14 protein-coding genes and 2 tRNA genes are annotated in these 20,609 nt (G+C 62.7%); 10 read left to right on the top strand and 6 right to left on the bottom strand.

The window, feature by feature from the left end; translation table 11 throughout:
* The first annotated feature begins 183 nt into the window (after positions 1-183).
* Positions 184-2,541: an adenylate/guanylate cyclase domain-containing protein gene (locus KFF05_10805; protein ID UTW50451.1), complete on the top strand. Its 2,358-nt coding sequence runs from the start codon at positions 184-186 to the stop codon at positions 2,539-2,541.
* Here KFF05_10805 and KFF05_10800 read toward each other — a convergent pair whose 3' ends face one another.
* The 3 genes from KFF05_10800 to KFF05_10790 form a co-directional block, all read right to left on the bottom strand.
* The gene (locus tag KFF05_10800; GenBank protein ID UTW50450.1) at positions 2,542-5,226 is read right to left on the bottom strand and encodes a bifunctional acetate--CoA ligase family protein/GNAT family N-acetyltransferase; all 2,685 of its coding nucleotides are present in this window, start codon (positions 5,224-5,226) and stop codon (positions 2,542-2,544) included.
* A gap of 103 nt (positions 5,227-5,329) precedes the next feature.
* Complete coding sequence (locus KFF05_10795) at positions 5,330-7,702, bottom strand: GAF domain-containing protein (protein ID UTW50449.1); 2,373 nt, start codon at positions 7,700-7,702, stop codon at positions 5,330-5,332.
* The gene (locus KFF05_10790; GenBank protein UTW50448.1) at positions 7,699-8,274 is read right to left on the bottom strand and encodes a HAMP domain-containing protein; all 576 of its coding nucleotides are present in this window, start codon (positions 8,272-8,274) and stop codon (positions 7,699-7,701) included. The genes KFF05_10795 and KFF05_10790 overlap by 4 nt, the downstream gene beginning before the upstream one ends.
* Before the next feature lie 169 nt (positions 8,275-8,443).
* Between KFF05_10790 and KFF05_10785 the strand changes: the two genes are divergently transcribed.
* Positions 8,444-9,712 carry a DNA polymerase IV gene (locus tag KFF05_10785; GenBank protein UTW53676.1) on the top strand — a complete coding sequence of 423 codons (1,269 nt, stop codon included), beginning with the start codon at positions 8,444-8,446 and terminating at the stop codon, positions 9,710-9,712.
* A gap of 15 nt (positions 9,713-9,727) precedes the next feature.
* Here KFF05_10785 and KFF05_10780 read toward each other — a convergent pair whose 3' ends face one another.
* Positions 9,728-10,351 (bottom strand): hypothetical protein, encoded by a 624-nt coding sequence (locus tag KFF05_10780; protein ID UTW50447.1) that lies wholly within the window; start codon positions 10,349-10,351, stop codon positions 9,728-9,730.
* 218 nt (positions 10,352-10,569) lie between these two features.
* Between KFF05_10780 and KFF05_10775 the strand changes: the two genes are divergently transcribed.
* The 4 genes from KFF05_10775 (at position 10,570) to KFF05_10760 (ending at position 13,822) form a co-directional block, all read left to right on the top strand.
* Positions 10,570-11,478 (top strand): 3-keto-5-aminohexanoate cleavage protein, encoded by a 909-nt coding sequence (locus tag KFF05_10775; GenBank protein UTW50446.1) that lies wholly within the window; start codon positions 10,570-10,572, stop codon positions 11,476-11,478.
* A gap of 105 nt (positions 11,479-11,583) precedes the next feature.
* Positions 11,584-11,889 carry an STAS domain-containing protein gene (locus tag KFF05_10770; protein ID UTW50445.1) on the top strand — a complete coding sequence of 102 codons (306 nt, stop codon included), beginning with the start codon at positions 11,584-11,586 and terminating at the stop codon, positions 11,887-11,889.
* A gap of 28 nt (positions 11,890-11,917) precedes the next feature.
* Positions 11,918-13,606, top strand: a complete 1,689-nt coding sequence (locus KFF05_10765) for a response regulator (protein UTW50444.1) — start codon at positions 11,918-11,920, stop codon at positions 13,604-13,606.
* Between the two features lie 42 nt (positions 13,607-13,648).
* The gene (locus tag KFF05_10760; protein UTW50443.1) at positions 13,649-13,822 is read left to right on the top strand and encodes a hypothetical protein; all 174 of its coding nucleotides are present in this window, start codon (positions 13,649-13,651) and stop codon (positions 13,820-13,822) included.
* Between the two features lie 61 nt (positions 13,823-13,883).
* On the opposite strand, the gene KFF05_10755 is transcribed toward KFF05_10760, so the two are convergent.
* Both KFF05_10755 and KFF05_10750 read right to left on the bottom strand, forming a co-directional pair.
* Positions 13,884-13,959, bottom strand: a tRNA-Asn gene (locus KFF05_10755).
* 7 nt (positions 13,960-13,966) lie between these two features.
* Positions 13,967-14,040: transfer RNA gene (locus tag KFF05_10750), tRNA-Cys, on the bottom strand.
* A 292-nt stretch (positions 14,041-14,332) separates the two neighbouring features.
* Here KFF05_10750 and KFF05_10745 point away from each other — a divergent pair.
* The 4 genes from KFF05_10745 (at position 14,333) to KFF05_10730 (ending at position 20,219) form a co-directional block, all read left to right on the top strand.
* Positions 14,333-14,989 (top strand): protein-L-isoaspartate O-methyltransferase, encoded by a 657-nt coding sequence (locus tag KFF05_10745; GenBank protein UTW50442.1) that lies wholly within the window; start codon positions 14,333-14,335, stop codon positions 14,987-14,989.
* Positions 14,990-15,112: 123 nt separating this feature from the next.
* Positions 15,113-16,564, top strand: a complete 1,452-nt coding sequence (locus KFF05_10740) for a TolC family outer membrane protein (protein ID UTW50441.1) — start codon at positions 15,113-15,115, stop codon at positions 16,562-16,564.
* A 240-nt stretch (positions 16,565-16,804) separates the two neighbouring features.
* Complete coding sequence (locus KFF05_10735) at positions 16,805-17,419, top strand: DUF2497 domain-containing protein (protein UTW53675.1); 615 nt, start codon at positions 16,805-16,807, stop codon at positions 17,417-17,419.
* A gap of 130 nt (positions 17,420-17,549) precedes the next feature.
* Positions 17,550-20,219, top strand: coding sequence for a valine--tRNA ligase (locus KFF05_10730; GenBank protein ID UTW50440.1), 2,670 nt, complete (start codon positions 17,550-17,552; stop codon positions 20,217-20,219).
* Positions 20,220-20,609: the final 390 nt, after the last annotated feature.

Raw genomic sequence — 20,609 nt, 5'->3', positions numbered from 1 at the left:
CCGCGTATGTGGGCTTTCGGGCTGGCGGCATGGGCGGGAACCTGTGATAATGTGGCGGTAACTCCCACATTGCGGGCGGAATGCCGGGCACAACCAATTGCCGGTGCCGTCAGGGGACGGGAGTAGCCTGCCCGGAAGCGTCCAAGACGAAACCGGGGAGGGGCGAGAAAGGGGAGCTCAGAATTGCCTGACGAAGGCCGCGCGGACGTTATCCCGCCGACGGTACCGAAAGGACCGAACAAGCCCGGCGTGGCGATGCGCATTCTGCGCGCCATCGGCCGTGGGCTCTATCGGTTCTTCCGGGGCGCTGTCCGGCTGGAACGTGTTGTCGGCTATGTCCTGCTGTTCGGCTTCCTTGCGCTTTACATTGCCGATCCCAAGCCCGTTCAGTTCATGCGCCTGAAGGGCTTCGACTTTTTTCAGCAGATGAAGCCGCGCGAAATTCCGCCGCCTGAGCGCAAACCCGTCACCATCATCGATCTGGACGAAAAAAGCCTGGGCGAGGTCGGCCAATGGCCGTGGCCGCGCAACATCTTGGCACAACTGGTCGAAAACCTGATGAAGATGGGCGCCGTGGTGGTGGCCTTCGATATTGTCTTCGCCGAACCCGACAGAATGAATCCGGCTGCCATCGCCGAATCGCTGAAAGGTTTGGACGAAGACACCAAGAACAAGATCCGCCAGTTCAAATCCAACGATGAAATCTTCGCCGAAACCATCAAGCGCTCGCGCGTCGTGCTGGGCCAGTCGACCGTGGAAAACGAGCTTGAAGGCGTCAAGCTGCCACCGGTGAAGAAATCCATCGCCATTCGCAAATACGGGCCCAACGTGCCCGATCCCCTGGATCTGCTGCCCAGCTTCCCGGCTTTGGTGCGCAACGTGCCGATCATCGAACAGGCGGCCGGCGGGCGGTTCGGTGGGCACGGCATTTTCTCGATCATTCCCGAACAGGACGGCATCATCCGCCGCATTCCATCACTGTTCGTTCAGGGCAAGGATATGTTCCCCGCACTCAGCGTCGAGATGCTGCGCCTCGCCACCGGACGGCCGACGATCCTGGTCAAGGTCGATCAGGCGGGTATCAAATCGCTGGGCATCGCCCGGGGCCTGGAAATTCCCACGGATCAGAACGGCCGAATGTGGCCCTATTTCTCGAAGTCCGACAAGGCCAAGTACGTATCGGCCGTGGATGTGCTGAACGGCACCGCCGACCCGGCGATGATCAAAGGCAAGCTGACCATCCTTGGCACCAGCGCCATTGGTCTTAAGGATATTCGGTCCATCCCGACGGAAAGCAACATTCCGGGGGTCGAGGTCCATGTGCAGATCATCGAAACCGTGCTTAACAAGGCCTACCTGACCCGTCCCAACTTCGCCCGAGGCTTGGAACTATCGGTTATCCTGTTCGGCGGGTTGGCGATGATCGTCCTGGTACCTTGGGTCGGCGCCCTCTGGACCTTCATGGTGTTCGGCGTGACCACGGCCGGCGTCGGGTTCGGAAGCTGGCATGCCTTCGCCGAATACCGAATGCTGATCGACGCGGTTTTCACCCTGGTCGCCATTTTCCTTCTGTATTCCACGCTGACCTATCTCAACTACGTCCGCGAAGAGGCGTCGAAGAAACAGGTGCGTGGCGCCTTCGCCCACTACCTGTCACCGGACATGGTCGAGCAGTTGGCCAACAATCCCGATAGCTTGAAACTGGGCGGTGAAATGCGCGAGCTGACGCTGCTGTTTTGCGACGTGCGCGGCTTCACGACGATTTCGGAACAGTTCGATCCCGTTGGGCTGACCGCCCTGATCAACAAACTGCTGACGCCGCTGACCAATGCGATCCTGCAGCGCAAGGGCACCATCGACAAGTACATGGGCGACTGCATCATGGCGTTCTGGAACGCGCCCTTGGACAACCCGAACCACGCCATGGACGGCTGCCGTTCGGCGCTGGCCATGCTGGCCGAAATGGAGCCCTTGAACGCGCGCCTGGAAATCGAGGCCAAGGAAGAAGGCCGCAAGCACATTCCGCTGAAGGTCGGGCTCGGCTTGAACTCCGGCCCGGCGGTTGTCGGCAACATGGGGTCGGATCAGCGCTTCGACTATTCGGTACTGGGGGATTGCGTCAACCTGGCGGCCCGCCTGGAGGGCCAAAGCAAGACCTATGGCATGAACGTCGTCCTTGGGCCGTCAACGAATGAAGCGGTGAAGGACGAACTGGCGACGATCGATCTCGATTTCATTCAGGTCAAGGGCAAGACCGAGGGAACTTATATCTACGGTCTCCTGGGGGACACGGATGTGCTGCAAAAGCCGGAGTTCCGGAAGGTGCAGGGCATGATCAAAGAGATGATGGATACCTACCGGGCCATGGATTTCGAGACCGCGAAACGCATGGTCGCGGAGATCAGGGCCTATCCGAAATGTTGGGACCTCGAGGCTGACCTTGAGGCGCTTTGCGACATCTATGACGAGCGCATCGACGAATACATGGTCAACCCGCCGCCGGCCGATTGGAACGGCGTGTTCGTCGCCACCAGCAAGTAATCAGGCAAGGTCCAGGGTCGTCTCCATCACCGGCTCGTCTTCCAATCTTTTCACGCGGAATCCCAGTGCCCGCACCATGTCCAGCATGGGGTGATTTCCCGCCATGACTTGACCGGTCATGGTCTTCGTGCCGCGCGCCCGGCAATAGCCGATCATTTTGTCCAGCAGCTTGTAACCCAGGCCCTGACCCTTGAGGTCCGAGCGCACGATGATCGCGAATTCGCAGGTTTCGTTGTCCGGGTCCGTGACCGTGCGCACGACGCCCAGGGTCTCGCGGCCCGAGCCGTCGGCCTTGGGGGCGGAGGCGATGAAGGCCATTTCCCGGTCGTAGTCGATCTGCGTCAGGCGGGCGATTTCCGAATGGGGGAATTCGCGGACCAAGCCGAAGAAGCGGAAGCGGATATCCTCGGGCGTCAGTTGGCTGAGAAATTCGCGATGCTCAGGTTCGTCCTCGGGCCGGATCGGGCGCAGCAAGACCTCAAGGCCGTTGTGCAAGGTGAAGGGTTCCTCCAACTCTGCCGGATACGGGCGGATCGCCAGGTCGCGCGACCGGTCGCCCGTGGGGCGGGTGACGCGGATGCGGGCGTCCAGCGCCAGCACGCCGTTTTCATCGGCGAGCAGCGGATTGATATCCAATTCCATGATCTCGGGGATATCGACGATCATCTGCGATATCTGGACCAGGGTCAGACAGAGGGCATCCATGTTCACCGGCGGGCGGTCGCGGTAGCCCTGCAGAAGGCGCCAGACGCGGGTGCGGGACACCAGGTCGCGCGCCAGATGCATGTTGAGCGGCGGCAGAGACACCGCCCGGTCGGCGATGACCTCGACCGCCGTGCCGCCCTGGCCGAACAGGATGACCGGCCCGAAGATCGCGTCGCAGGTGACGCCGATGATCAGTTCGTGTGCCTTCGCGCGGTCGGCCATGCGCTGTACGGTAAAGCCTTCGATGCGGGCGTCGGGAAACCTCTCGCCGATGATCTTCAGCATGTGTTCCGCAGAGGCCGTGACCGCCTCCGCCGTGTCGAGGAACAGGTCGACGCCGCCGACGTCCGACTTGTGGGTGATGTCCGGTGACAGGATCTTCAAGGCCACGGGGAAGCCCATGGCCTGTGCCTTGACGGCGGCTTCCGCGGGCGTGGTGACGATATGGGTTTCCACCGTCGGGATGCCGTAGGCCGCAAGCACCGACTTGGCGGCCGGTTCGCTCATCATGGCGTCGCCGCTGGCCAGATGACCTTCGATCATCACCCGCGCGACCGCCGATGCCGGGTTGAACTGGGCGGGCAGGGACGTCGGCGTTTCCGTCAGCATCTCCTGGTTCCGTTTGTAGGTGATCAGATGCATGAAGGCGCCGATGGCTTCGCCCGGCGTGTCATAGGTCGGCACACCCGCATCGCGCAGCATTTTGCGGGCGGGTGCGACCGCTTCCTGGCCGACCCAATTGGCCAGCACGGGGGCCTTGGTTTCCTTCGCCACATCGATGACCGCCTGGGCGGCGGCGGTGCTGGATGCCGTCGCCGTCGGCGCGTGCATGACCAGAACGGCATCCGCTTCCTTCGCCGCCAGCACGGTCCGCATGGCGGCGGCATAGCGTTCCGGCGGCGCGTCGCCGATGATGTCGGCGGGATTTCCGTGTGACCAGGATGCCGGCAGAACCTTGTCCAGGGCGGCCAGCGTGGCATCGGAAAATTCGGCCAATCGTCCGCCAGTTTGCGCCAGCCGGTCGACCGCCATCACACCGATGCCGCCGCCGTTGGTCACGATGGCCAACCGGTCGCCGGGGAACTTCGGCGCCCGGGCCAGGGTTTCGACGGCGGCGAAGATTTCTTCGATGGTGTCGACGCGCAACATGCCGGCGCGGCGGAAGGCGGCGTCGTAGACGGCGTCGCTTCCGGCCAGGGCGCCGGTATGCGATTGCGCGGCCCGTGCGCCGGCATCGCTGCGCCCCGCCTTGATGACCAGGACGGGCTTGTTGCGTGACGCCGCCCGCCCGGCCGACATGAAGGAGCGCCGTTCATGGATCGATTCCACGTATAGCAGGATCGCCCGCGTGCCCGGATCGCTGCCCAGATAGTCGAGAACGTCACCGAAATCCGTATCCAGCGCGTCGCCCATGGAGATGAAATGGGAAAACCCGATACCCCGCGCCCGTGCCCAATCCAGCACGGCCGTGCACATGGCGCCCGACTGACTGGCGAAGGCGATGTTGCCGGACAGGGCAGGCAGGTGGGCGAAGCTGGCGTTAAGCCCGATCCCCGGCACCAGCAGGCCGAGACAGTTGGGACCCAGTAGGCGCATGCCGTAGGTTTGCGCTATCGCCAAAACCTCGGCCTGTGCCGTGCCGCGGCCGTCGGACGCCTGGGTGGCCCCGAGCCCGGCCGTCAGCACGATGGCGGCGCGGGTGCCGTGCTGGCCCAGCGCATCAATGATCTTCGGCACGGTGGCGGGCGGTGTGCAGATGACCGCAAGGTCGGGGATCACCGGCAGGCTTGCAATGTCCGGGTAGGTTAGGACGCCGGCGACGGCCCGGCGCTTCGGATTGACCGGCATGATGGGGCCATCAAAGCCGCCTTCGAGCAGGTTGTGCATGACCAGATTGCCGACAGCCCCCTTGCGCTCGGACGCGCCGATCACGGCGACGGAGGTGGGGTGGAACAGCTTTCTGAGGTTTCTGACGGTCATGGTTCCGCGCGTGTTGATCTGCCGCCGATGGTAGCTTTGGAATGTTGCAGAGCGATCACAGATCGGAAATGATGGAAGGACACGGGCAGTGGACCGGACCCCGTTATTTCGAGGTCATGACCCAGACGCCGTTCCAGTCGGCGGGCGGGTCCGATTTCAACAGCTCGCAACGCTCGATATAGGTTTCCGCCAGCTTGTCGTTGGGATTAAGCGCAATGGCTTCCTTGAAGGCCTTGGTGGCTTTGTCCCAATCACCCTTGTCGTAATGGCCGCGTCCGGATTTGAAGTGGTTCACCGCCTCCATCAGGTTGGGGAAGGTTTCGTCCGTGTGGAAGTCCAGAACCTCATAGACGCCGACCGGTTCGGTCTTGCCTTTGACGATGACCTTGTCGATGTCGCGGATGCGGTAGGTGCCCTTGAGCTTGCGGTAGGTGAATTCCGAGATCAGCAATCTGGCCGAATACTGCTTGCACGCACTTTCCAGGCGCGCGGCCAGGTTGACGCCGTCACCGATCATGGTGAAGTCCATGCGCTTGGGCGATCCGATGTTCCCGGAAACGATGTTGCCCGTGTTCAGGCCGATGCCCATGTCGATGGGCATGTCGCCCTTTTTCACGCGGGTCACGTTCCATTCGTCCAGTTCGCGGAGCATGGCGATGGCGGCGCGGAGTGCGCGGTCTTCGCAATCCTCAAGCGGCAGTGGCACGCCGAACCCGGCCATGATGGCGTCGCCGATGAACTTGTCGAGCATGCCGTTCTCGCGCGAGATGCAGTCCACCATGATGGTGAAATATTCATTCAGCATCTGCACCGTGCCTTGCGGGCCTAAGCTTTCGGTCAGGGTGGTGAAGCTGCGCACGTCCGAGAACAGGATGGTCGCTTCCAGGCTCTTGCCGCCCAGGATGTCCTCGCCGCCCTTCATCAACTGGTCGGCCAGGCCCGGGTCCATGTAGCGCGACATGGTCGACTTCATGCGTTTTTCCGAGGAAATGTCCTCAAGCATCAGCATAGAGCCGAGCTTCTTGCCTTCCTCGGTCGTGAGCGGCAGGAAGTGCACGTTGACGGACTTGGTTTCAGCACCCTGCTTGAGTTCCTGGTCCATGGTGATGTCGGGCTCCTGGGTTTCCTCCAGAAGGTCCAGACGCTCGTTGATCCAGGGGTTCTCGATGGCGAAGAACTCTTTCGCCTCCTTGCCGATGATGTCGTCCTCGTCCTCACACTGCAGGATGCGCAGGCCCGCGGCATTGCAGGTTACGACCTTGCCGTCCTCGTCGATGGTGACCACGCCGTTGGACATGCTTTCCAGCATGCTTTCGTTGTAGTTCTTCATGTTCTGGACGTCTTCGAACAGCTTGGCGTTTTCCAGCGCGATGGAGACCTGCGCCGTGAACGCCTTGAGCCGCGTTTCGTCCTCTTCCGTGAACGGCCCGCCACGCTTGTTCAGGACCTGGGTCACGCCGATCATCTTGCCCGCCTTGTTGACCACGGGCACGCAGAGGATCGAGCGCGTGAAATAGCCCGTCTTCTTGTCGAAGGCCGGGTTGAAGCGCAGGTCCGCGTAGGCGTAGGGAATGTTGATGGTGTCGCCGGAACAGAACACGGCCCCGGCGATGCCCAGATGATTGGGCAGACGTATTTCGCCTAAGGAATCCCCCATGGCGACGCGGGAAAACAACTCGTTGGTTTTTTCGTCGTTGAGGAACAGGGTCGAGCGATCTGCCGACAGCATGCGGGTCGCTTCGGACATTACGCGCGACAGCAACGAGCCCAGTTCCAGGTTCGACGTAACGTCCGAGACCATATCCAGGAACTTCATTTCCTGTTCCCGGCTTTTCTTCATGCTCTCGACGAATTGCGTGCTCTGCAGGGCGACGGCTGCCTGAGTGGTGATGGCCTCAAGCAACGCCAGGTCGTCGTCGTCGAAAGCCTCACCGTTTTTCTTGTTCAGACACTGCACGACGCCGATGATTTCATCCTTCACCGTCTTCACCGGGGCGGCGCAGATCGTGTCGGTCTTGAACCCGGTCTGTTCATCGACGGAGCGGTTGAAGCGCTTGTCCTGATAGGCGTCGTCGATGGTCTCGCCGATACCTGAAGTGAACACGGCGCCAGCAATCCCGGTGTTGTTGAGGATGCGGATTTCGCGCTGGAAATTGCCCTGGGCGACGCGGGAATAGAGCTCGCCCGTGGCCGGGTCGTTGAGGAACAGGGTGCCGCGTTCGGCCTTCAACTCGAACACGATGACCTCGACCAGGGTTTCCAGAACCTCGTCCAACGATTCGATGCCGGCCACTCGGCGGGACACGTTCAACAACATCTCCGCCTGTTTCAGGCGGCGGTCGGCTTCGTGCAGCTTGCGGTGTATTTCCTCGTCCGTGACGACGGTCCTGGCGGCCGGACGGGCGGCGGGACGGGCAGGAGGGGTGCCGGCGCTATCGTGTTCGATCGTGTCGGATGATGGTTGATTGCCGCTCATTGCCGCGCTTCGGAACCCCGCTGGGACTTGACCTCAAGGGTACGCCGGAGGGTGACGATGGCTTGCTGCAGTTCACCGACTTCGTCCCGACGGGTCCGGTTCAGTTCCTGCACCGTCTCCTGGTGCCGGAAGTTCAGGTCTTCCATTTCCTGTCGCAAATGCGCCACGGTCGCCTTGAGCTGTTGAATTTCGTCGCGTCCGGCGGAGACTGCTTCGTTCAGCTCCCGTTCCTTTTCAAGCTTGAGTGTTTCCATCTCGTCGCGCAGCGCCTGAATGGTGTTCTTGAGCTGAGTGATTTCGTCGTTGCCGGCGGCGCGTTCTTCCTGAACTTCCTTTTGGCGGGCGAAGTTCAGTTGTTCCATTTCTTCTCGCAGGGCGGCGGCCGTGTCCTTCAGCTGCTTAATCTCGTCGATGCCCTCGGCGCGCGCTTCCTGCTCGACGCGCTGCATGTCGAAGACCTTGTTTTCAAGTTCCTCGCGGAGCGCGGCGACGGTTTCTTTCAGTTGCCGAATCTCAAGCTGTGCATCCCGCAAGTCATTCAACTCTGTGGCGGGTGAGACCGGATCACTCATCCTCGAACACCTTTCCGCCTGTGGCGGTACTTTTTGAGCATCTTCCGACCGCCATCTTAGCATGCGGATGGAACATCGTCGTGACTGCTCGTAACATAGTCGCGCCCTTCAGGGGCGGGCGTCAAGATTGCTTGTCGTTCAATTGCTTATGCCGGGATGCCGCCGGATGATGACTGCCGTGTGCCGGGATTGCGCGACCCTGTGGGAGGCCCCGTCGGGGGCTTCGGCCGGGCGCTGTCCGCAATGCGGCGGCCGGCGCACCTTCGGTCATCCCGAGCTTGCCTCCCTGACCTTGGCCCATATCGATTGCGATGCCTTTTACGCCAGCGTGGAAAAGCGCGACAATCCGGCCATCGCTGGGCAGCCGGTGATCGTCGGCGGTGGCCGGCGCGGTGTCGTTGCGGCCTGCTGCTATATCGCGCGAATCTCCGGTGTGCGCTCGGCCATGCCCATGTTCCAGGCGCTGAAGCGTTGTCCCAAGGCCGTGGTCATTCGCCCGGACATGGAAAAGTACCAACGCGTCGGCCATCAGATCCGCGCCATGATGCAGGACCTGACACCGCTGGTGGAGCCGATCAGCATCGACGAGGCCTTTCTCGACCTTGCCGGGACCCAGGCCCTGCACAAGGGGCCGCCGGCGGTGACCTTGGTGCGCTTGGTCAAACGAATCGAGGACGAGGTCGGCGTCACCGCCTCCATCGGTCTCAGCTATAACAAGTTCCTGGCCAAGGTCGCGTCGGACCTGGACAAGCCGCGCGGATTTGCCGCCATCGGCCGTGCCGACGCGGCGGATTTCCTGAAAGACAGGCCGGTAGGCCTGATCTGGGGGGTGGGGGCCAGCTTGCGTGGGCGCCTGGAAAAGGACGGCGTGGGCCGCATCGGCGATCTGCTGCGCTTTGACGAACGGGATCTGATGGTGCGCTACGGCGCGATGGGCAGCCGGCTTTATAATTTCGCGCGGGGCCAGGACGACCGCCAAGTCACGCCCGGCGGGGCAGCCAAAAGTGTGTCCGCCGAAACCACCTTCGAGGACGACATCGGCGACCTGGACGCCCTGAAGGCGGTGCTCTGGCGGTTGTCGGAAAAGGTTTCGGCCCGGCTTAAGCGCAAGGGCCTGACCGGCGGGACCGTGGTGCTCAAGCTGAAGACGGATAAGTTCAGGCAGCTGACGCGCTCGCGCCGACTGGACCGCCCGACCCAACTGGCCGAAGCCATCTACCGTGCGGCCCTGCCGTTGCTTGAGAAAGAGACCGATGGGACGCGGTTCCGCCTGATCGGGACCGGCGTGCAGATGATCGAACCCCTGGGCGCCGGCCAGCCGGAAACGGGCGACCTGCTGGCCGCTTCAAGCGACCGCCCGCGCAAGGTCGAGGAAGCCATGGACCGCGTGCGCGGCAAGTTCGGTGCGGATGCAATCAAGAAGGGCAGGTCTCTCTAAGCTTGCCGGGGCGGGTCACCAGCCGTCGCAGCGGGCCTGGGTCGCGCGGTAACTGTCGGCGGTGTCCAGCCGCGCATCGGCGGCGGCCATGTCCCGCTGCATGCGCTCGATCAGGGGCGTCAGGCGGTCCCGCAGCAGATTGACGAAATACCGGGCGCCGGAGTTCATGGATCCTGTGACCTGCGGTGGGGCGGCGGCGGCTTCGTCGGCCAAGCGGGCGCGGATGTCCGGAATATAGCTCGCCAGGGTGTCCCTGAAGTTGCGCACGTGTTGGTTTTCGTGCTCCAGAATCACATCGTACTGGCAGGTGCCGGGGCGGTAGCGGCGGTCGACATAGACGTCGATGCGGTCATAGCCGATGGTCAATTCCGCGTCCTTCAGGCCGACGCAAAACCCCCTCTTCAATCGCTGGCCCTGCACCTTGACGCGGAATTCCCATTTCAAATCCCGGCCCATCAGCCCGACCGGGTGCCAGTCGGCCTGGGCCGCGGCACCGCCCGCGCGGCGACGCTTGGCCTCAAGCTGCTTGCCGGAAAAGCCGTTGGAAAACCGGATGCTGCCGCGCTTTTCCGTCAGCCGGGTGGTGGTCTCAACCCCGGGCAGGCGGCAGTCGGCGGCCTGTGCGGGCGTCCAAGACACGGCTGTAAAGACCGTCAGGGCAAGGGGCAAAAGCGCCAAACAGGGCCGCAAGCGGCGAATCCTCCGAATAATGCGGCACCGGCCGGTGCCGCCCTGTTTGAGATAGTACCGCAATACGTGCCCGTCCAGGATTCCGGAGCGGATGAATTGACGCGGTCTCGGTCCGGGGCTACCAACGACCCCGAGGGGGGCTTGGTATCGCAGGGAACATCCAGGCCATGAAATTTCAGTCCACCGTGCCGGGCTTCGGCAAGAAGGTGATCATCGAGGTTCGCGTCAACGAATACATGGCGCGCGACGTCAATCCGAACGTGCCGTTCACGCCCGACGAGATCGCCGAGGCGGCGGCCGCCTGCCGCGAGGCGGGGGCGTCGATCTGCCACTATCATGCCCGCAACGCCGACGGATCGCCCAACCACGATCCCGACGTCTACTTCGAGACGATCCGTAAAATCCGCGCCGCCAGCGACATCATGATCCATCCGACCCTGGGCCAGGTAACGCTGAAATCCTCGGACGAGGCCCGCTTGCAGCACATCGTCAGGGCGTCGGAAGACCCGGCGCTAAAGCCCGATTTCGCGCCCATCGATATTGGCTCCACCAACGTCGATGTCTACGACCGGGCGGCCAAGCGCATGAAGACGGACGAATTGGCCTATGTGAACACGCCCAAGACCTGTGCCTATTTCGCCAACCGCATGCGCGAAATCGGGGTCAAGCCGGTGATCGTTTCCTGGACCGTGCCGTTCACGCGCATGTTCGAGGCATTCCTGGAAATGCAACTGATCGATCAGCCGGCCTATCTGCTGTTCGCGTTGTCGGACTCGGGCTACCTCGGCGGCCACCCGGGGACCATCAAGGGCCTGATGGCGCATCTGGAATTTCTGCCACAGGGCGTCAAGTTCGAATGGTCGGTCAACAACAAGGTCGGAAACCTGTTCGGTCCGGCGGCACTGGCGCTGGAAATGGGCGGGCATGTGGCGATTGGTCTTGGTGATTATCCCTATCCGGAACTGGGTGCCCCGACAAACGCCGATCTGGTCCGGCGCGTCGCGCAGATGGCCGAGACGTTCGGCCGCGAACCGGCGACCCCGGCCGAGACGCGGGCGATGCTGGGCATGGCGTGATGGTCGGGCCCGCTTGGGTGGCGGGAGAATCTGCTGATTTCGGCGCCCGGGTGTGTGTAAACTGGTGTCCGAGGGTGGAGGATCCCGATCGAAGGAGGCTTGAGGGTGAAATATCAAGTTGCGGAGAAGGGAAACACGGTCACGGCCCGGATTTCCGGGCAGATGACCTTTTCCGACCGGGGTGAGGTTTCCGGCCTGGCGCTTGCTTTGATGCGTGGCAATCTGCCTGAAATCATCGTCGATCTTTCCGCCGTCGAATACATTGATTCGGCGGGGTTGGGTGTCCTTTTGATCCTGCGCGAAGCGGCCCAGGAAAAAGGCCGGACAATCACGCTTTCCGGCATGACCGGCAGCGTCAAGGAAGTCCTCGACCTTGCCTGTTTCGATACCCTGTTCACGTTCAAGCCCTGATCCATATTGATTCAGCGGGGAAACCGGCATGCCGAATGTCCGGGTTCTGATCGTCGATGACGAGGACTTCAATCGTCAGACCCTGAGGTATTGTCTGGAGCCCGAGGGCTTCGTGATCGACGAGGCCGCTGACGGCGCCGAGGCCTGGGCCATGCTGTCCGGCGGCGAAGCGCAGTACGACGCCATTCTCCTTGACCGGAAAATGCCTGAAATGGATGGCATGGAAGTGCTCTCCAAGATCAAGGGCGATCCGGATCTGAAGGCCATTCCGGTGATCATGCAGACGGCCATGGACCTTGAGGCCGAAATCGTCGATGGCATCGAGGCGGGGGTCTATTACTACCTGACTAAACCCTATGACGTTGACGTTTTGGTTTCCGTCGTGCGTGGGGCGGCCGACAATTTTGCCCGCCAACAGCGCCTGCAACAGGAACTGGCCAAACGATCCGGCGCGATCAGGTTGCTGGCCGAAGGCCGCTTTGTCTTCATGACGCCCAAGGAAGCCGATTCCCTGGCCGTTCTATTGGCCGGCGGTTTCGAGCGCCCACCAGCCGTCGCCATGGGGTTGTCGGAACTGATGATAAACGCGGTCGAGCACGGCAATCTTGAATTGGATTACAAAAACAAATCGTCCCTGATGGCCGAGGGGCGTTGGGATGCGGTCATCGACGCACGCCTGCGCGAAGCCCCCTACAAGGACCGGCGGGTTACGGTGGAGGTGACCCGAACCACCACGCAGACACGTTTCCGAATCACCGATGAAGGCAAGGGGTTCGATTGGCATTCCTATGTCGACCTGACCCTGGAGCGGGCGTTCGATACCCATGGTCGCGGCATCGCGATGGCCCGGAAAATGGCGTTCGAAGCGATGGCCTATATGGGGGCCGGAAATATCGTCGAGGTGATGGTGCGGAACAAGCCGGCGCCGGGGGTGACCGGAACCGCCGCGCCGCGGCCTGCCATCGCGGTGGTGGGACCGGTGCCGGACGGGGTCGCAGACAGATTGCGCGCAGTCGGGGATTGGCGCGTGGTGACAAATGACGGCGCCGCCACGCTGCCTGAGGCGACATTGACGATCTCGGCGTCCGGGGCAGGGGCGGTCACCCTCCACCATGGCGATGTCGACACACCGCCGCTCACCCTGCCGGAGGACCCTGATCTGGTCGAAGCCGCGGCGCGGGCGGTCATCCTGCCTGCCAGTATGGAGATCGGCAGCGACGCGGGTGTTCGCCTGTCCCCGGCTTTGTCCCGCTACCAGAAATCCCTGTTGCCCGATCCCGCGGTGCTTGGCGGTGGGGCCGGTGTGCGTTTCGCGGTCTGGTCGACCGCCTGCAGCGGCGTCAACGGGGACATCTGGGGCGGGCGGATGCTGGCCGATGGGCGCCTCGCCCTGTTCATCGCGGACATGACCGGGCATGGCCCCGTCGCAGGCGTTAATGCGATTCGTCTGCAGGCGCTTGTGGCGGCATGTGACGGTCAGCCTGATACTGTGCTTCGCAGGCTCGACGAAATCCTGAAACAGGCTCTGCCGACGGGCGAATATGCCGCCATGCTGTACGGCGTCGTCGATATCGCGGCCCGGCGCTTCGACTATGCGGCCGCCGGGGTGCCCCATCCTGTCGCGTTTCCTGCTGACGGCGGCGATCCTGCGCCCGGCCTGGGCAAGGGCCTTCCTGTCGGCACCAGCGGCGCCTTTCCCTACGAATTACGGCGCTAGGACATTCCCCGGGGCGGGGCCCTTGTCCTGTTCACGGACGGCATGTTTAGCCTGATGGACGGTGACGCCCCCGGCGCCCATGCCTTCGAGCGGCTCATCCGGCGCCTAACGGATCATGACGGCGGCGCAGCACAGGCGCTGGCGGCCTTGATCGAAAACCATTCCGGGCCCTGCGCCGACGACGTAACGGCGCTGTGCCTGACGTTCGCCGATTGATCCCAGGCGGGCGTGGCAATGAAAAAGGGCCAGTCCTGGTCTCAGGACTGGCCCTTTTAATTGGCTCCGGCGGCAAGACTCGAACTTGCGACAAGTCGGTTAACAGCCGACTGCTCTACCAACTGAGCTACGCCGGATCAGGCGTGGAGGCGCGGACCGGAATCGAACCGGTGTACACGGCTTTGCAGGCCGCTGCGTAGCCACTCCGCCACCGCGCCCCAGATGGCACCAAACTGTGCCGGGGCTTAATCCCCCAGGAAACGACCCCATTGCGGGAGTCCCTTCCAAGGGCCAGGCTGACCGGCTTCGGCCCACAGAGGGCGGGACATTACATACTGACCCCCCGGTGGTCAAGCAACTGTTCCGGCGAATTTTTAAGGGCCTGGAATGGCCTGGAAAAGGGCGCTGAAATGCGCGCCGCCATTGTGTTCGCCGACGGCTGGGACTATACAGAATTCAGCCAAATCGGGCCCCAAGCGGTCCGTTCCAACGCGAAGGAGAACCGGCGACATGGATTTCGCAGCCGCGCGCCGAAACATGATCGATTGTCAGGTCCTGCCCAACCGGGTCACGGACGAACGTGTCATTGCCGCCATGGCGGAAACGCCGCGTGAAGCATTCGTGCCCGAAACCAAGCGATCCATCGCTTATGTCGACGAGGCCCTTGCCGTGGGCGGCGGGCGTTACCTGATGGAGCCGATGATCACCGCGCGTCTGCTGCAGACCGCACGTATCGGCGCCGACGATGTGGTATTGTGCATCGGCTGCGGCACCGGCTATTCGCCGGCCTTGCTGTCCAAGCTGGCGAATACGGTGGTGGTTGTCGAAAGCGACAAGGCGATGGCCAAGCAGGCCCAGGAAACCCTGGCCGAACTCGGCATCGACACGGTTGCGGTGATCGACGGCAAGATGGCCAACGGCTATCCGAAACAGGCCCCGTATGACGTCATCTTTTTTGACGGCGCCGTGCCCAGCGTGCCGGAAAAAATCGAAAAGCAGTTGGCCGAGGGCGGCCGTCTCGTGGCGGTCTGCTCGAAGCGTGGCTCCGCCGTCGGCAGCGCGGTCCTGGCGGCGCGTTTCGGTGGCCATATCTCTCACCGCGATCTGTTCGACGCGGGAACACCGGACCTCCCGGGGTTCGAGTTGGAGGAAGCCTTTACCTTCTGATGCAGCCGAATCCGATGCTGGTCGGGTCCGCGAGGCGATCAGATGTTGTATATGCAAGTTTTTGAATTATCTGTATTTTTGCACGTATTTTGTTGAAATCTGGACGCGGCGAATGCAGGTAGTATGTTAGTCCGACACAACCACAGGCGAGTAACGGCCTTGATCACGCGAATCCTCTCTCCGTTTCAGTATGTTCCCGGAATTTCCCGCGCTGCCGTCGTTGCCGCGGGGCTTGCGGGTGCGCTTGCTCTCGCGCCGGCGCCGGCCCAGGCGCAAACCCTGGCTGAGGCGCTGATTGCCGCCTATTCCAATAACCCGACCCTGGCGGCCCGCCGGGCGCGTTTGCGCGCCACGGACGAACAGGTGCCCCAGGCGCTGTCCAATTGGCGGCCGTCGGTCGCCATCACTGGTGATGCCGGATACGAGCGCAACCGTTCGACCCTGCGCACGACGGACCGCACGCAGAACCGCAATCCTGCAACCGTCGGCCTGTCGATCACCCAACCGCTGTACCGTGGTGGGCGTACGCTGGCGGCGACGGAAGGGGCGGAAAACGCCGTTCGTGCCGAGCGCGCGCGTCTGATCGACACGGAACAGGACATTCTGCTGGCCGCCGCGACGGCCTATCTGAACGTGTTCCGCGACGAGGCCGTGCTGGCGCTCAACATCAACAACGAAAAGGTGCTCAAGCGTCAGCTTGAAGCGACCAAGGACCGGTTTGAGGTCGGCGAGATCACGCGCACCGACGTGCACCAGGCCGAAGCCCGCCTGGCCGGCGCCACGGCCGACCGCATCCGGGCCGAAGCCAATCTGGAAAACTCCCGCGCCACATACGAAAACGTGGTCGGTTTGCCGGCGCCGAAGAATTTGGAACTTCCGGGCGAGCCCGGGGGGCTGCCGAAGGATCGGCATGATGCCATCAAGATGGCGGCGACCACCAACCCCAACGTTATCGCGGCCGAATTTGACCGCAAGGCGGGGATGAATACGGTGCGTGAGGTCAAGGGTGAGTTGCTGCCCGAGGTCGATGTCACCGCCAGTGCCGACCGATCCTATGAATCCTCTGGCGATACGGGTCGCATCGATTCGGCCGAGGTTCGGGTCAACCTGACCATTCCGATCTATCAGCAGGGCAGCGTCTATTCGCGCCTGCGTGAGGCCAAGCAAAGCCTTGCCGAACTGACCCGCAACATCGACCAGGCCCGCCGCGACGCCATCGAGGACGCGACCAGCGCCTGGGAGAACCTGCAGACGGCCCGCGCCCGCGTGGTGTCGTTCAGCGCCCAGATCGAGGCCAACGTGGTCGCCCTGGACGGGGTCGAGCGCGAAGCCGCCGTTGGATCGCGCACGGTTCTGGATGTTTTGGACGCGGAACAGGAACTTCTGGATTCTCGCGTCGGTCATACGGAGGCCCAGCGGGACGAGCGGATCGCCGCGTTCGAGCTGTCGGCCGCCATTGGCCGGATGACCGCCACGGACCTGAAACTGGCCGTCGATGTTTACGATCCGCGCATGCATTACGACGAAGTGCGCGGCAAGTGGGTCGGCGGGTCGAGCAGCGAAGAAGGCAAGTAGGGCGGCTCTCGCCCCTTGCCGTCGCTGAACCTAGCGGCGCCCATGACGGCGCCCGACAATTAATTCCTGTGATATACCAATTATTAACGATCATCGTGAGTTAATGGCTGGTGTATCTTGGGAAAAGTGGCGTGACTCGGACCTGCGTGGGAGTGGGGAGCCGGGGACCGCGACAAGAATTGATGGGCATGCGGGATTATGAGCGAAGAAGCCGAAGCTGCTGAAGGCGGCGAACCTTCGATGGAAGACATCCTTTCTTCCATCCGCAAGATTTTGGCGGAGGAAGAGGATGAAGAGGGAGGCGATGCGCCGGCCGAACAGGCTGCCGCGCCGGAACCCGAGCCTGAACCGGCACCTGCGCCCGAACCGGAGCCCGAGCCGGAACCGGAGCCCGAACCGGAACCCGACATCGAAATGACCGACATGGACGAGCCGGAACCCGAGCCGGAGCCCATGCCTGAGCCGGAAGATCTGTTCGAGCCGGAGCCGGAGCCCGTGGCCGCCGCTGCGCCGCCTCCGCCCCCGCCGCCGCCCCCCATGCCGGAGCCGGAACCGATGGCGGACATCATGGAATTGACCCCGGATATGGTTGCCCCCGACGCCATCATGTCGCGGCCGACCTCGCTGCACGGCTCGGACGTCCTGGCCGAACTGGCCCGGGCGATCCTCGACCGCCGCGACCTGCCGGTCATGTCCTCGGGCGATGCGTCGCTGGAAGGCATCGTGCGTGAAATGCTGAAGCCGATCCTGCGCGAATGGCTGGACCGCAACCTGCCCTACCTGATTGAACGCCTGGTGAAGAAGGAAATCGACACCATGGTCAACCGGGCGGAAGGGCTTGATAACTGGGGCTGATCCCGCCTCGGCGTCCTGCCTGAAAAAGAATTACAATGATAACCCCGGGGGGCTTTGTTCCCCGGGGTTTTTCGTTGTATACCCGCCAATCCCCACCGATTGACTTTAGCCGTTCCGAGGATCTGTTCCCATGGCCGAACTGGACAAGACCTACCACCCCGAAGAGGTGGAAACCCGCCGATACGAGGAATGGGAACAAAGCGGCGCCTTCGCGCCTGCCCAGGTGCCTGAAGCGGGCGGCAACGGCCAGCCTTATACCATCGTCATTCCGCCACCCAACGTGACCGGCAGCCTGCATATGGGCCATGCCCTCAACAATACGCTGCAGGACATCCTGATCCGTTACCACCGCATGAAGGGCGATCAGGCTCTGTGGCAGCCGGGCACGGACCATGCCGGCATCGCCACGCAGATGGTGGTTGAACGCATGCTGGAGGCCGAGGGCGTGAAGCGCACGGACCTGGGCCGCGACAAGTTCGTTGAGCGGGTGTGGGACTGGAAAGCGGAATCCGGCGGCACCATCACCAAACAGCTGCGCCGCCTGGGTGCGTCCTGTGACTGGTCGCGGGAACGCTTCACCATGGACGAGGGCCTGTCCAAGGCCGTGGTCAAGGTGTTCGTGGAACTGCACAAGCAGGGCCTGATCTACCGTGACAAGCGGCTGGTCAACTGGGACCCCAAGCTGCACACGGCGATCTCCGACCTGGAGGTCGAACAGCGCGAGACCAAGGGCAAGATGTGGTACTTCAAGTATCCCATCGAGGGCCAGGACGGGCAGTTCATCACCGTCGGCACGACCCGCCCGGAAACCATGCTGGGCGACACCGGCGTCGCCGTGCATCCGGACGACGAGCGCTATACGGACCTGGTGGGCAAGAACGTGGTGCTGCCGATCACCGGCCGCCTGATCCCCATCGTCGCCGACCATTACGCCGATCCGGAAAAGGGATCGGGGGCGGTGAAGATCACCCCGGGTCATGATTTCAACGACTTCGAGGTCGGCAAGCGGGCCGGGCTCGACATCATCAACATCCTCGACGCCGACGCTCATCTGAATGAAAACGTGCCCGAAAAGTACCAGGGCATGGAGCGTTTCAAGGCACGCGACGCCATCCTGGCGGAGATGGAAGGCCTGGGCCTGCTCGACCGGGTCGAGGACAACGACATGACCGTGCCCCACGGCGACCGGTCCGGCGTGGTGGTCGAACCCTGGCTGATGGATCAATGGTTCGTCGATGCCAAGACCCTGGCCAAGCCCGCCATCGAAGCGGTGGAGAGCGGTAAGACCCAGTTCGTGCCCAAGACCTGGGAAAACACCTATTTCGAATGGATGCGCAACATCCAGCCATGGTGCGTGTCGCGCCAACTGTGGTGGGGGCATCAGATCCCGGCCTGGTTCGGCCCCGACGGCGCCGTCTTCGTGGAGATGAGCGAAGAGGCCGCCCAGGCCGCCGCCGACGCCCATTACGGCAAGACGGTGGAGCTGACCCGCGACCCGGACGTGCTGGACACCTGGTTCTCCTCGGCGCTCTGGCCGTTCTCGACCCTGGGCTGGCCGGACGAGACGCCGGAACTGGCGCGCCATTATCCCACGGACGTGCTGGTCACCGGTTTCGACATCATCTTCTTCTGGGTCGCCCGGATGATGATGATGGGCCTGCACTTCATGGACGAGGTGCCGTTCCACACGGTCTATATCCACGCCTTGGTGCGGGATGAGAAGGGCCAGAAGATGTCCAAGTCCAAGGGCAACGTCATCGACCCGCTCGACCTCATTAACAAGTTCGGCGCCGATGCGCTGCGCTTTACCCTGACGGCCTTCGCCGCCCAGGGCCGCGATGTGAAGATGTCGGAAAGCCGGGTCGAGGGGTATCGCAACTTCTGCACCAAGATCTGGAACGCGGCCCGGTTCTGCGACATGAACGAATGCCGCGTCGATCCTAATTTTAATCCGAATTCAGTTAACTCTACCCTGAATCGCTGGATCGTCGGCAAGGTTTCCGAGGCCGAAAAGGCCATGACCACGGCGCTCGACGCCTATCGCTTCAACGATGCGGCGGGTGCCCTCTACGCCTTTACCTGGAACACCTTCTGCGATTGGTACCTGGAATTCGCCAAACCCGTGTTCATGGGCACGGACGAAACCGCCAAGGCCGAAACCCGGGCGACCACGGCCTGGGTGCTGGATCAGATCATCACCCTGCTGCATCCCATCGTGCCGTTCATCACCGAGGAACTCTGGCAGACCCGGGCCGAACGCGCCCAGCCGCTGATCACCACGCCCTGGCCCGTGTATGACGCGGCCCTGGTCGATGCCGCCGTCAACGCGGAAATGGATTGGGTGGTGCGCCTGATCTCGCAGATCCGCGCCGTGCGCTCGGAAATGAACGTGCCGCCCAAGGCGAAAATCCCCATGCTGCTGAAAGACGGGGACGATGCGGCCCAGGCGGCGCTGTCGACCCATCGCGATTTGATCCTGCGCCTGGCGGGCCTGTCCGACGCGGGCGTGCTGACCGGCGAGGTGCCCAAGGGCGCCGTGCAGGACGTGCTCGACGGCGCCATGATCATCCTGCCGATCGCCGACGCCATCGATCTGGATGCGGAAAAAGCGCGGCTGTTGAAGGAAATTTCCAAGCAGGACGCGGAAATCGACCGTTTCGAGAAGAAGCTGGGCAACGCCAAATTCGTCGCCAACGCCCCGGCCGAGGTGGTCGATGGTGAGCGCGAGAAGCTGGGCGAGGCCCAGGCCACCCGCGCGCGGCTTGACGAGGCCTTGAAGCGCCTGGCGGCGGTGGCCTGACCCACTTCTGCCCCCTAGGCTTCGCTTGGCCTTTTGTCGGCAATATCCCACTGCGCGGCTGTTTCTCCGACAGCCGCGTGGATATTGATCCTTTTCTCCTAATATGCGCCCGGAATAGGAACTTTCAGGGGCTGGTATGACCGGGGCGGGGGGCGCTAGCCTTCTTCGTAGGCAGATGAAGGAGGTTACAAAGTTGGAACCACCGATGCAGTTCCCCGACATATCGACCCAAACCCCATTTACCCGGTGATCATCGGGTGGGATCGGGTGCGACGCCGATCCCGAAACTGAAACGGAAAGCCCCGCCCTTGAAACCGGCGGGGCTTTTACGTTTGCGGATACGGAAATGGGCCGGGGTTGAAGGTTTTTATCCAACCACACGCGGGTCTT

It is taken from the genome of bacterium SCSIO 12827 (genome assembly GCA_024397995.1).
Classification (GTDB): Bacteria; Pseudomonadota; Alphaproteobacteria; order Rhodospirillales; family Casp-alpha2; genus UBA1479.
Note: the sequence above shows the minus strand (reverse complement) of the source record. Positions and strands in the feature narration are given on the sequence as shown.

What these genes read in the sequence shown, in the direction of transcription:
- KFF05_10800 (UTW50450.1), bottom strand. Translation starts at nt 5,226, where the DNA reads ATGACCGTCAGAAACCTCAGAAAGCTGTTCCACCCCACCTCCGTCGCC.
- KFF05_10795 (UTW50449.1), bottom strand. Translation starts at nt 7,702, where the DNA reads ATGAGCGGCAATCAACCATCATCCGACACGATCGAACACGATAGCGCC.
- KFF05_10790 (UTW50448.1), bottom strand. Translation starts at nt 8,274, where the DNA reads ATGAGTGATCCGGTCTCACCCGCCACAGAGTTGAATGACTTGCGGGAT.
- KFF05_10785 (UTW53676.1), top strand. Translation starts at nt 8,444, where the DNA reads ATGACTGCCGTGTGCCGGGATTGCGCGACCCTGTGGGAGGCCCCGTCG.
- KFF05_10775 (UTW50446.1), top strand. Translation starts at nt 10,570, where the DNA reads ATGAAATTTCAGTCCACCGTGCCGGGCTTCGGCAAGAAGGTGATCATC.
- KFF05_10765 (UTW50444.1), top strand. Translation starts at nt 11,918, where the DNA reads ATGCCGAATGTCCGGGTTCTGATCGTCGATGACGAGGACTTCAATCGT.
- KFF05_10760 (UTW50443.1), top strand. Translation starts at nt 13,649, where the DNA reads ATGTTTAGCCTGATGGACGGTGACGCCCCCGGCGCCCATGCCTTCGAG.
- KFF05_10745 (UTW50442.1), top strand. Translation starts at nt 14,333, where the DNA reads ATGGATTTCGCAGCCGCGCGCCGAAACATGATCGATTGTCAGGTCCTG.
- KFF05_10740 (UTW50441.1), top strand. Translation starts at nt 15,113, where the DNA reads ATGTTAGTCCGACACAACCACAGGCGAGTAACGGCCTTGATCACGCGA.
- KFF05_10735 (UTW53675.1), top strand. Translation starts at nt 16,805, where the DNA reads ATGGAAGACATCCTTTCTTCCATCCGCAAGATTTTGGCGGAGGAAGAG.
- KFF05_10730 (UTW50440.1), top strand. Translation starts at nt 17,550, where the DNA reads ATGGCCGAACTGGACAAGACCTACCACCCCGAAGAGGTGGAAACCCGC.